Origin of the sequence: Rhodococcus globerulus NBRC 14531, assembly GCF_001894805.1 — a bacterium.
In the GTDB taxonomy this organism is placed as follows: Bacteria; Actinomycetota; Actinomycetes; order Mycobacteriales; family Mycobacteriaceae; genus Rhodococcus_F; species Rhodococcus_F globerula.
Map to the genome: position 1 here is coordinate 136,284 of NZ_BCWX01000001.1, position 11,986 is coordinate 148,269.

The 11,986-nt window shown below is 62.2% G+C and carries 9 protein-coding genes; 5 read left to right on the plus strand and 4 right to left on the minus strand.

Translation table 11 applies throughout. From position 1 onward, the window contains the following. The first annotated feature begins 96 nt into the window (after positions 1-96). Complete coding sequence (locus RG2_RS00655; protein ID WP_033231696.1) at positions 97-1,440, plus strand: acetyl-CoA C-acetyltransferase; 1,344 nt, start codon at positions 97-99, stop codon at positions 1,438-1,440. 284 nt (positions 1,441-1,724) lie between these two features. Continuing rightward, positions 1,725-3,827 carry a VanW family protein gene (locus tag RG2_RS00660; RefSeq protein WP_051730281.1) on the plus strand — a complete coding sequence of 701 codons (2,103 nt, stop codon included), beginning with the start codon at positions 1,725-1,727 and terminating at the stop codon, positions 3,825-3,827. A gap of 7 nt (positions 3,828-3,834) precedes the next feature. Here the strand turns inward: RG2_RS00660 and RG2_RS00665 are convergent, their stop codons facing one another. Next, the gene (locus tag RG2_RS00665; RefSeq protein ID WP_033231695.1) at positions 3,835-4,818 is read right to left on the minus strand and encodes an LLM class F420-dependent oxidoreductase; all 984 of its coding nucleotides are present in this window, start codon (positions 4,816-4,818) and stop codon (positions 3,835-3,837) included. 93 nt (positions 4,819-4,911) lie between these two features. Here RG2_RS00665 and RG2_RS00670 point away from each other — a divergent pair, with 93 nt between their 5' ends. From RG2_RS00670 to RG2_RS32135, 3 genes are read left to right on the plus strand one after another with little or no spacing between them, the layout of a single operon-like run. After that, on the plus strand, positions 4,912-7,470 hold the full coding sequence (locus RG2_RS00670) for an AMP-binding protein (protein WP_072782368.1): 2,559 nt from the start codon (positions 4,912-4,914) through the stop codon (positions 7,468-7,470). Continuing rightward, positions 7,467-8,399: a glycosyltransferase gene (locus RG2_RS32130; protein ID WP_033231693.1), complete on the plus strand. Its 933-nt coding sequence runs from the start codon at positions 7,467-7,469 to the stop codon at positions 8,397-8,399. Before RG2_RS00670 ends, RG2_RS32130 begins: the two co-directional genes overlap by 4 nt. Then, positions 8,396-9,289, plus strand: coding sequence for a glycosyltransferase family 2 protein (locus RG2_RS32135; protein WP_033231692.1), 894 nt, complete (start codon positions 8,396-8,398; stop codon positions 9,287-9,289). Before RG2_RS32130 ends, RG2_RS32135 begins: the two co-directional genes overlap by 4 nt. A gap of 1 nt (position 9,290) precedes the next feature. On the opposite strand, the gene RG2_RS00685 is transcribed toward RG2_RS32135, so the two are convergent. Genes RG2_RS00685 through RG2_RS00695 form a run of 3 tightly spaced genes read right to left on the minus strand, consistent with a single transcriptional unit; the run spans position 9,291 to position 11,936 of the window. Next, entirely contained in the window at positions 9,291-10,166 is an 876-nt protein-coding gene (locus RG2_RS00685; RefSeq protein ID WP_033231844.1) for an ABC transporter permease, read from the minus strand. Next, positions 10,163-10,978, minus strand: a complete 816-nt coding sequence (locus tag RG2_RS00690; protein ID WP_371851287.1) for an ABC transporter permease — start codon at positions 10,976-10,978, stop codon at positions 10,163-10,165. The genes RG2_RS00685 and RG2_RS00690 overlap by 4 nt, the downstream gene beginning before the upstream one ends. Then, the gene (locus tag RG2_RS00695; RefSeq protein ID WP_033231690.1) at positions 10,971-11,936 is read right to left on the minus strand and encodes a daunorubicin resistance protein DrrA family ABC transporter ATP-binding protein; all 966 of its coding nucleotides are present in this window, start codon (positions 11,934-11,936) and stop codon (positions 10,971-10,973) included. Before RG2_RS00695 ends, RG2_RS00690 begins: the two co-directional genes overlap by 8 nt. Between the last annotated feature and the right edge of the window lie 50 nt (positions 11,937-11,986).

An 11,986-nucleotide genomic window follows, 5' to 3' on the forward strand; every position in this document is an offset into this window, starting at 1 on the left:
GCCGTGTATCCGAATCGGATGTGGCGATAGACAAGTAACTTACTACTGAGTAAGAATAGTCTTCAACAGGTAATCGCACCATCCTTGGAGACGCAAGTGACCAGCAAAGCCCGTTCGAACGCACAATCCGCAGCCAAAACGACGCCGGCCGCAAAGCCTGCAGGTCAGCGCCGCCGCGTTGCCATCGTCGGTGGCAATCGCATTCCTTTCGCCCGTTCGGACAAGGCCTACGCGCAGGCGTCCAATCAGGACATGTTCACCGCCACGCTCGACGGACTGGTGAGCCGTTTCAACCTGCAGGGTGAGCAACTCGGCATGGTCGTCGGCGGCGCGGTCCTCAAGCACAGCCGTGATTTCAATCTCATCCGTGAGTCGGTTCTCGGGAGTGCGTTGAGCCCGTACACACCCGCGTACGACCTTCAGCAGGCCTGTGGCACCGGCCTGCAGTCAATCGTCGCAGTCGGCGACGCCATCTCGGCCGGGCGTATCGACTCAGGCATCGGCGGCGGTACCGACACCACGTCCGACGCCCCGATCGGCGTCAACGATCAGGCTCGTGAGTTCCTGCTGTCCCTCAACCGCGCGAAGTCGACGGGCGACCGCATCAAGCTTCTCGGCAACGTACGCGCCGGCATGCTCGGTCTCGAGATCCCGCGTAACGGCGAGCCGCGCACCGGAAAGTCGATGGGCGACCACGCTGCCATCACCGCCAAGGAATTCGGCGTAAAGCGCGAGGACCAGGACGAACTGGCCGCCGCCAGCCACAAGAACATGGCAGCCGCATACGACCGCGGATTCTTCGACGACCTCGTCACCCCGTTCCTGGGCCTGACCCGCGACGACAACCTCCGTCCCGGTTCGACCGTCGAGAAGCTGTCGACGCTCAAGCCCGTATTCGGCACCAAGCTCGGCGACGCCACCATGACGGCAGGCAACTCCACGCCGCTCACCGACGGCGCGTCGGCTGTGCTCCTCTCGACCGACGAGTGGGCAGCCGAGCGCAACCTCCCCGTCCTCGCACATCTCGTCGACTCGGAGACAGCAGCCGTCGATTACGTCCACGGCAAGGACGGCCTGCTGATGGCGCCGACGTACGCGATCCCGCGACTGTTGGCCCGCAACGGACTCACCTTGCAGGACTTCGACTACTACGAAATCCACGAGGCATTTGCCTCTGTTGTTCTCGCGACCCTGCAGGCTTTCGAGTCCGACGAGTACTGCAAGGAACGCCTGGGCCTCGACGGCGCATTGGGCTCGATCGATCGCAGCAAACTCAACGTCAACGGTTCGTCTTTGGCCGCCGGACACCCGTTTGCTGCGACTGGCGGACGCATTGTGGCGACTCTCGCAAAAATGCTTGCGGAGAAGGGTTCAGGGCGCGGTCTTATCTCGATTTGTGCAGCGGGCGGACAGGGCGTCACCGCAATCATCGAGCGGTAGTCCCGTGACTGGCAATTGCTGCGCTCACCTGCGGTAACAGCCGGTCTGGGGTGGTGAAGAAGGAGATCCGGTCGCGAGGGGTGACCGGATCTCCTTTTCTTTTTCGGACAAATTTCTGTGGCCTTGTAACGCTGACGGATAGCTACCGATATTCAAGACAGCCCCGTGCTGCTGCCTGACCCCCGACCTGGCAGCAACGCGGGGCTCTTGTATGTCCAGATACCCTGTTGAGTAGTGCTGGGTACGCGCCGCAGCCCCGGTCGATGCAGCGAGGAGTCAAACGAGTGAGTGACGCAGACGGTTCACCCCCGGAGAAAAACAACGGTGTGGACGGCTCCGACACTCCCGAGCGCTCCGCGTCGGATTCCGACACTCCCGAGCGCTCCGCGTCGGATTCGGAAGGATCAACGCCCGACCAAACAGCGCCGGATCAACCAGCTTCGGATCAACCAGCTTCGGATCAAGCACCTCAGGATCAGTCGGTTCCAGAGGAGCAAGCCCGGGGCGAGTCGGCTCCGGATGAATCGGCCAACGAGATCACGACCGTCATTCCGGTAGTTCCAGCTAACTCCGAGATTCCGACTGGCCCGGCTGTTCCGCCGACTGTTCCAACCGATACAGGGGTTCCGGCCGGCGCAGCGGAGCCGACCCAACAGTTCGAACCGGTTCTTCCGGCAGTCGCGCCCGAGCCTGTGGCAGTTGATCAGTCGCCCGCGTCGAAGAAGTGGGTCAAGCCCGCTCTGATTGTCGGCGGCATTTTTGCGGTCGCAGTTCTTGCATACGGAGTGGACGTGTTCACGTCGTCCGGAAACACGCCTCGGGGAACTCAGGTCGCCGGGATCGACATCGGTAACCGCTCGCCGGCCGACGCGGAGACAGTCCTGCGCGCGGAGTTGGCTCCGAAGCTCGTCGAACCCGTCACGGTGAGGGCGGACGATGTGGAATCCACGATCATTCCCGCGTCAGCCGGTATCGATGTGGACTGGTCGGCGACGTTGGCGGGCGTGAATGAGCAACCGCTCAATCCGATCACCCGGATCACCTCGTTCTTCAGCTCGCGTGAGGTGCCGGTGGTGTCGACGGTAGATCAGGCGGCATTGGACGCGTCGATGACGGTTGTCGCGGCCACCAGTGATCGCGCGCCGGTCGAAGGTGCTGTTGTCATTTCCGGTGGTGAAGCGTCTGGTGTGTCGCCGGTGGTTGGCCGCGCCCTCGATCTGCCCGGTGCGGCAGCAACATTCAGTGACGAGTGGTCCTCGGGCGACGTTGTCGACCTGCCTGTGGAAGACACCCCCGTGACGGTGACGCAGGCCGGTGTCGATCGTGCGTTGCAGGACGTTGCGCAGCCCGCTGTGTCCGGTGAGGTTGTAGTCAACGGCCGCGACGGCAAGGAAGCAACCGTCGGCGTCGACCAGATCGGTGAGATTCTGACGTTTGCTCCCGACGGTTCGGGCGGATTGGCGCCGCAGTACAACACAGAAGCTGCAGTGAAGATCTTGGCACCGCAATTGGTGTCGACGGAGGTTCAGCCCAAGGACGCGTCGATCACGTTGGCCGGCGGCGCACCGACTGTGGTTCCGGGTGTGGTCGGCGACCTGATCAACTGGCCGGAAACCGTGAAGGATCTGCCGGTTCTGCTCACCAGCACGGGTTCTCGGGCAACTCCGGCGGTGTATGCGCCGGTTCCACCGGCACTCACCACCGAGGGAGCCGAGGCTCTCGGCATCAAGGAAGTGATCGGTGAGTTCACCACCGGCGGCTTCGAGTACGCGTCCGGTGTGAACATCGCGTTGGCGGCGTCGGTGCTCGATGGTGCGATAGTCAAACCGGGAGAAACGTTCTCGTTCAACGAGTACACCGGACCTCGGGGCGCTGCCCAGGGGTATGTGGAATCGGGAATCATCAACAACGGTCGACCGGACAAAGCCGTCGGCGGCGGCATCAGCCAGCTGGCGACGACGCTCTACAACGCAACGTACTTCGCGGGGATGGAAGACGTCGCGCACACCGAGCACAGTTATTACATCTCGCGGTACCCGGAGGCCCGTGAGGCCACGATCTTCGACGGCGCGATCGACCTGCAGTTCCGCAACCCGTCGAAGACCGGTGTGATGATCCAGACGATCACGACGTCATCGAATGTGACAGTGAAGATCTGGGGAACGAAGACCGTCGACGTGGAGTCGATCACCGGTCCGCGTACGTCTCCCACATCGCCTAATACCGTGGTCCTCCCCAAGGGCGACGGATGTATCGCGTCCAGTGGCGCGCCCGGCTTCACGGCGAGTGATACCCGCGTGATCACCGATCACGCCACCGGCGCGCAGGTTTCCTCGAATACTCGCACCGTGAAATACGATCCGGTTCCGATCGTGAAGTGCGAGTAGGAAACTACTACTTACCGACCAGCGGGCCGAGTGTCCGCCCGGCCAGGTCGACGATTCCTGGCTCGTTGCCGTTGGTGATGAGGTTGATGACAACGCCGTCGATCCCGTGGTCGAGGATGCGCGTCTGAACCTGTTCGGCGACGTCGTCGGGGTTGCCGACGAAGTGACGCTCGGTGGCCTTGGCGACCACGTCGTCCGGCGCCGTGGTGATGTCGAGCCCGCGCTCGGCAAGGAATGTTCGCTGATGCGCGCGAGCCTTGTCGCCGTCCTCGTCGATCATCATGAACGTGAGGAAGCTGGTTTCGAGTGTGGTGCGGTCGCGTCCTTCTTCATCGCATCGGGCCGCAATGGCATCCATCTTGCGCGGCAGTTCGGACGGGTCGCAGATGATGTTGAGGTGGTCGGCGAAGCGCGCGGCGAGGGCAAACGTCTTTTTCTCGCCGCCGCCACCGAGCAGAATCGGCAGGTCGTCGCGGACGCGGGGTTCATTGATGGCTTCCTTGACGTGGTACCAGGTGCCGTCGAAGGTGGGGCGTTTGCCGCGGAGCATCGGTTCGATGATCTGCAGAGCCTCGTCGAGTTTCTGGAACCGTTCGGTGAAGGTGCCGAACTCGTAGCCGAAAGAATCGTGTTCGAGTTCGAACCAACCCGCTCCGATACCGAGGATGGCGCGACCACCACTCACTACATCGAGTGTGGTGACGGTCTTGGCGAGCATCGGCGGGTTTCGGTACGTATTGCCGGTAACGAGGGCGGACAGCTGAATGGTATCGGTGGCTGTCGCCAGCCCGGAGAGCGCTGAATACGCTTCGAGCATGGGCGCATCGGGGTCTCCGATGCCGGGCAGTTGGTAGAAGTGATCCATCACGAACGCGGTGTCGAAGCCGGCGGCTTCGGCTTCACGAGCTTGCGCGATGACGGTGGGGAAGAGGTCCTTGACCGGGCCACCGTAGCTGAAATTGGGCATTTGGTATCCGAGGCGAGTACTCACTCGTTCGACGCTACTCGCTGGGCCGCCGACATGAACTGCGAAAATGCTGTGAAAATTTCAGTAGGTTAGCCTTGCCTGGTGCATGCCGAGACGATGACTGCCAGATGGAACGCCGTCTGTGGCGATACCCCCGAGGCGGTTGCTGTGCGTACCCGTGATCGTGAGTTCACGTTTGCGCAGGCGCACGCGCTCTCGACAGCATGGGCACGCGCGTTGGTCGATTGTGAACCGGACACATCGCGTGCGATAGCGCTCGAGCCCGGCGCCGGCGCGGAATCTGTTGTCGCTGCGCTAGCGGTCATCGCTTCCGGACACCCGCTGATCATGCTCGATCCTCTACTGCCCGAGCAACGACGCACACATATCCTCTCGCTGACCGGCGCACTGCGCGTCGACGTGCCGATGCTGACCGAACTCCCGCAGGCTTCGCACGTCACACTGCCCGAGCCGAATGCGCAGGACACAGCGATTATCGTGTTCACGTCCGGTTCGACGGGGCAGCCGAAGGGCGTTCTGCACAGTCACGAGAATTGGATAAACCAGGCCTTCGAAGCGAAGGAAGCACTCGAGATCGGACCGGGTGATCGCGTCGGAATGCTGTTGCCGATGAGTTTCGGTGCCGGACTGGACGTGATCGTGATGTCGCTACTCAACGGCGCCGGCCTGTACTACTGGGATCCACGCACCGAGTCGACAACCGGGCTGGCCGAGTGGTTGTCCGAGTGCGGCGTCAGCACCGCACATTGCACTCCGTCGTTCCTGAGATCCTGGCTACCGGAGCTCACCTCCGGAGACACTCCGGCGCTTTCCTCGCTACGGGTTCTGACAACGTGCGGCGAGTCGATTCACAGCTCTGACGTGTCAGCTCTGCGGCCACACTTACGGCCGGATGCGTTGTACTGCAGCTGGTCCGGATCTTCCGAGACCGGGCACCTCGCGTTCAATCCGTACCCGAGTGATCGAGAGCTTCCAGGCGGTGTGGTCCCGGTCGGCCGTCCTGCGGCCAACAAGGACGTTCTGATTCTCGATGCGGATCAGAACCCCGTCGAGGTCGGGTGTATTGGCGAAATTTACGTTGTATCAAGGTATTTGGCTAACGGATACTACGGCGAAGACCAGTCTGGGGTGTCGAAATTTGCGGTGCAGGCCGACGGTTCGACGCGCTACCGGATGGGAGATCTCGGACGCTTCGACGAACACGGTGATCTGCATCTGTCCGGTCGCAGCGACGACGCGGTGAAGATCCGTGGCTACCTCGTCGAACCTGCCGAAGTGGAAGCGGCGTTGCGCTCCCTCGAATGGGTGTCCGACGCGGTCGTTGTCGCGGACAAGACTGTGCCACAACCGATTCTGATCGGCTATGTGGCAGTCGGCGGATCGGAGTGGACGCCGTCTGCCGCCGAGGTGCGCAGCGCGCTTGGGCAGCGAATCCCGGCGTGGATGGTGCCACGCGATATCGTTATTCTGGCGGCTTTGCCTCGCAACGAACGGGGAAAGGTGGATCGCGCCGGCCTTCCTCCCGTTCCGGTGCGCGGCGAACCGGTCCCATTGCGCGGCCCCACCGAGACGCTCCTCTCGTTCATCTGGCAACCGATTCTCGGTATCGAAGCGGTTGGACGAGACGAGGATTTCACGGCGCTCGGTGGTGATTCGCTTGCTGCGGCAAAGATGCTCGGCGAAGTGGCTGAACAGTTCTACATTCAGATCTCGTCGGCTGAGTTCTCGCAGGCGCCGACCATCGAGGGTTTGGCAAAACTGGTCGATTCCGCAGGCCGTCGCCGTTCGCCGGTTTCGGATTCCTCGTTGGTGCCGCTGCGAACCGACGGCAGCGAGCCGGCTCTCTTCCTCATTGCCGGTGGTGGAGCACCCGCTGCGGTCTTTGCTCATCTCGTGCGGGAAATGCGCAGTGGCGTACCGGTATACGGAATCCAATCTCACGGACTCGAGCACCGCGGTCGCGCGGATCGGACGATTGCTGCCGCTGCCGCCCGAGCCCTGCGTTCGATTCGGACGGTTCAACCACACGGTCCGTATCGGCTGGGGGGATACTCATTCGGTGGATTTGTCGCTCTCGAAATTGCGTCGTTACTCGAGCGCGCGGGCGAGCACGTCGAAATAGTTGTGCTGCTGGATGCGGTGCTCGACGGCGACGTGGCAGCGAAGGTGGGAGCACTCGGTAGCGCGCGCCTGCCGATCAGCAAGAGAGCGAAGTCCCGCACTGCGGCCGAACTGCCGCAGCGTGAGACACCGCAGGAGTACGTGCCGCAGAACGTGTTTGCTCGACTGTGGAGCAAGGTGTTGATGAATTCGTTGGTCGCGACTGCAGGCTTGTTCCGACTGCGAGCGTCGGCGCAATGGATCGTCTACTACGAGCTGAGCCGGCGCATGCTGGCGAAATACGAGCCGAGTCGGCACGTGGGCCGCGTTCAGGTGATCACCGCATCCGAACCGGGTGACATCGGGGACAGAGACGTGGCCGCCGAGTCGAAGCTATGGGCAGTCCTCGCGCCGGACGACCTGCACATCGAGAGTGTTCCCGGTGATCATCAGTCAATTCTGCGGCAGCCGTTTGTCATTCGCACGGCGGCAGTGGTGGACGCAGCTGTGTCCGGCCGGCAAGGCGCGAGTAATCTGGGGAACGAGAGGTCATGACAACAGCGGCTGTGGTCAGCAGTTTCAATCCGGCGGAAGGTTTGCTCGATACGTGCAGGGCTGTGCGTGAGCAAGTCGATGTTGTTGTCGTCGTGGACGACGGGTCCACAAAGGACGTGTCCGGTGTTCTCGGGCAGTGCCGCGCAGCGGGCTACGAAGTGATCGAGTTGGGCACCAATCGTGGGATTGCGCACGCCCTCAATCGTGGCATCGAGCGGGCTTTGGCCGGTGGCGCCGACCACGTGTTGACGCTGGATCAGGACACCGTTCTTTCGGACGGATATCTGCGTCGCATGTCCGAGCATCTCGAGTTGGCTCGGTCTCTCGGTCTGGATCGAACGATACTGGCTACCAGCACGATCAACGGCGAGGTGGCTCCGTTCTGGCATGCGGAAGGGGGACTGACGCTGGCCTTCGAGCCCATCCAGTCCGGCATGCTGTTGCCCCGGGAAGTGCTCGAGCACGTCGGACTGTTCGAAGAAGAACTGTTCATCGATTGTGTCGAGACCGAGTTCTATTTGCGGGCGCGCGCCAAGGGCGTCCATTCCTTGATCACGCCGGGCACCGACATCGAGCACGGCTTCGGGTCGCCGACCACCTGGGTTCCACCACGACCACTGCGCTTGGTGCTCGGTTCGGGACGTGGCGGGTTTACGTTCACGGAGGATGCGCCGTTCCGGCACTACTACATCGCGCGAAACCGCGCGATCATGTACGCGCGGTACTGGCGAACGGAACCGCTGTGGTGCATGGTTTCTGTGGCCAAGGACGTTCTCAGCCGTGGACGGGCAATGCTGTTCGGTACCGAGAGAATGGCCCGTACGTATCTGACTGTGCGCGGATTCTGGGGCGCCGCTCGCGGTGAACGAGGAAAGGTCCCCGGCGCTGTGTTGCGCCGTGCGGCAGTTCTGTCGAGATCTCGCTCGTGAGTGCACCGAAGAAACCCGAGTCGGTGGCCGTGATCATTCCGGTCCGCAACGGACGCGCGATGATCGACGTTCAACTCGATGCGTTGGCGGCACAGGATTACTCGGGTTCCTTCGAGGTGATCGTTGCCGACAACGGTTCCACCGACGGGCTTGCCGAGTATCTCACCGGGTATCCGAGAACCGAGGAGTTGGCACTGCGGCGGGTTGACGCCTCGGATCGCCCTGGCGCCGCGCACGCCCGCAATGTCGGCGCGCGTAGCACCTCTGCACAGTTTCTGGCGTTCTGCGACGGCGACGACCGGGTGCATTCGAACTGGCTGTCGGAGTTGGTCAGGGTAGCGGCCGAACATGACGCGGTAACCGGCACCGCCGAGATCGAGTCCATCAACAGTGAATTGGTGCAGTCCTGGCGGCAGATGCCGGATCGTCACGAGGGTTATTCGTTGTACCGTTTCCTGCCGGTTGGCCTCAGTGGAAGCTTCGGGATCTGGCGAGAAGCCTTCGAAGAGGTCGGCGGCTGGGATGAAACCTTCACCAGAGGCGGCGAAGACAGCGACATGTGCCTGCGGATCCAGTTGGCGGGCATGTCCTTCGGTCATTCCCCCGACGCGCAGATTGCCTATCGGCAGCGCGACACGTTGGCCGGGATCTGGCAGCAATCGGTGATGTGCGGTGAGGGCGATGTTCGGTTGTACGCCGAGTACCGCGGTTACGGGATGCCCAGGCGCAGTCAGCTCGCACTGGCAGACACCGTTGCCTATCTGATCCTGCGTAACCCGCTACTGCCACAGTTCATCTCGCGGGTACCCACCGGCCGTTGGCTCTTCCATGCCGGGAATCTGTGGGGGCGGATTGTCGGAAGTGTGCGCCACCGCGTGTACTACCTCTGAACTACTTGCGGGACGCTTTGCGGTAACCGATGACGGCAGGACGCAGAAACACCGCGAGGATACCGACGGACCACGCACAGGTCAGGAACATCGGGCGGGCGATCTCGCCGTTCAGCGCGAGGCCACGGATGGCATCGACTGCGCAGCTGAGTGGCTGGTACTCCACGACGGGCTGGAGCCACGTCGGGTAGGCGTCCACCGGAACGAATCCCGAGTTGAAGAACATCAGCAGATTGGTCGTGATCGCGATCCATTCGGTGATGGTCGACTTGTTCGTCAGCAGCGTGATCGCGGTGACCATGATCGAGAACGAGATACCGAAGAGCACCGCGACGCCCAGCATTCCGAGCAGACCGGGTATCCCGGTCTCGATGCGGAAGCCGATGAACGTTCCGACGACGAAGATCAGCACGGTGGTGACGAGGATCCGCACGACCTCGGCGCACAGACGCCCGAGCAGTGCCGACGACCGATGCACCGGCATCGTCCAGAACTTGTGGAGCATTCCGCCTGCCAGCTCGCGGCGCAGGCCGATTCCGCTGACGGAGGCACCGGCCATGGCTCCCACCAACGCAACCATCGGGACCATTCCGTACGAGCTGCTCACTCCGGTTCGTTCGGAGATCGATTCGCCCAGTACGAGTCGGAACATCAACACCATGAGCGCGGGATACAACAGCGACTGCGCCAAGGTGACCGGATCGCGTGACCACTTGATCAGGATTCGCTTGCACTGTTGTCCGCTCTGGACCGACAACGCGCGCAGTGAGGTCTCGTGATGGGCTTGATCACGCGGGCGAAAACCGAAGGGCGTCGCCGCGGTGTTCGACGGCGGTGCCGGTGGGGTGGATGCTTCCGTCGCTGTGGAATCGGTCATGATCGACGTGCCCCTGCCCATAGTGCCAACGGAACGAATACGGCAGCCAACCCTGCGGCCCACAGCAACGCGGGCGCCAGAGTCGGCCAGGTGAGTGTTCCGGTTGCCATGTCACGCATGGCAGCAGAGAAGTGCGAGATCGGCTGGTTGCGAGCGAATGGTCGGGCCCATTCGGGAAAACCGGATTCGGGAACAAAGCCGGTGGACAGCATTCCGAGGATCATCTGTGGCAGAACCAACGCCTGCCCGGATGCCTCCGGACTTTTCGAGAGCAATCCGATGGCGTCGGCGCCGAGCGAGAGAACGAGGCTGAACACCAAGGCAAACGCGCAGAAGTACAGGATATTTGCGCTTGGACCGACAAATCGGAAGCCGAGTACGTAGCCGTAGACGATCGAGGCGGAAAGCGAGACTGCCGAGCGCACCAGAGCGACGCTCATTCGTGCAGCCAGGGGGGTAAGAGGTCCGACCGGCATGGTCTGCAGTCGCTTACTCATACCTCGAACTGAGTCCATCGCCGAGCGTTGTGCCGCTGAGAGCGCGGTGAACGTCATTGCCTGCAGAACAATGATCGGCATGAGGAACTGGGCGTAGTCGAGACCGCGGTCCTCCATCACGATCCGCAGCGGCAGGTAGAAACCCAGTGCGAACACCAAAGGCGCGACGACAGCCGAGACGAATTCGCCTTCCGCCACCATCGATCGCAGTGATCGCTCGGTCAGGGTGAGCCATTGGGGGAGAAACGCCGGCCGGATGGGAGTGCGGGCGACGAATTCGGTTTCGGGAACTCGCAGTTCGGAGCGGTCAACCACGGCTGCTGTTTTCGTGATCGGTGAGCGTCATGAACACATCGTCGAGTGACGGCTTTCGCAATCCGATGTCGGTGAGTCGTATACCGGCATGACGAGTGCGAGCGATGACTTCGGCCATCAGGTCGACTCCGGACTCGGCAGGAATGGACAGCGTGCCGGCAGCCGTCGACGGATCGAACTCGTAAGACGGGGGAAGTAGATCTCCCAGCAGTTCGATGATGGCGGGTATCGCGCCCGGATCGACCGGCACGATTTCGCAATAGCGATCACCGATCTCGGCTTTGAGGCTGTCCGAGGTGCCTTCGGCAATGACGCGTCCCTTGTCGATCACGATGATGTTGTCGCTGAGAACGTCGGCTTCTTCGAGATATTGGGTGGTGAGGAGAGTGGTGATCCCAAGATCTTTGAGTGAGCCGATGAGCGACCACAGACCTTGTCGGCTGCGCGGATCGAGGCCTGTGGTGGGCTCGTCGAGAAAGACCACCAAGGGTTCTACGACAAGTCCGCAGGCGATGTCGAGTCGTCGGCGCATGCCACCCGAGTAGCCGTCGACCGTGCGCACGCCGGCTTCGGTCAGCTCGAATCGCTCGAGTAGATCGTCCGCACGTAGTTTTGCGGTGCGGCGACCGAGCCCCATCATCCTGCCGAAGAACATCAGGTTCTCGCGGCCGGTGAGAGTGGGGTCGATGGCTGCGTATTGGCCGGTCATCATGATCAACCCGCGCACCTGAGCGGCATCTGCCACGACGTCGAAGCCGGCGACAGTGGCGCGTCCGGAATCCGGGGTGAGCAGTGTGGACAGGACGTCGACGGTTGTGGTCTTGCCTGCGCCGTTGGGGCCCAGTATCCCGAGGATGCTGCCTCGTTCGACTTCGAAGGAGATTCCACGGAGTGCTTCGACGTCGCCGAATGACTTGGTGATGCCCTCGACGACGACGGCTTTGGGCTCTTCGGGCATTTGCTCTCCATGCGCTGTCGGTGGATCGAACCGACCTAGCACTTTGTCGA

What these genes read in the sequence shown, in the direction of transcription:
- RG2_RS00670 (WP_072782368.1), top strand. Translation starts at nt 4,912, where the DNA reads ATGACTGCCAGATGGAACGCCGTCTGTGGCGATACCCCCGAGGCGGTT.
- RG2_RS32130 (WP_033231693.1), top strand. Translation starts at nt 7,467, where the DNA reads ATGACAACAGCGGCTGTGGTCAGCAGTTTCAATCCGGCGGAAGGTTTG.
- RG2_RS00685 (WP_033231844.1), bottom strand. Translation starts at nt 10,166, where the DNA reads ATGACCGATTCCACAGCGACGGAAGCATCCACCCCACCGGCACCGCCG.
- RG2_RS00695 (WP_033231690.1), bottom strand. Translation starts at nt 11,936, where the DNA reads ATGCCCGAAGAGCCCAAAGCCGTCGTCGTCGAGGGCATCACCAAGTCA.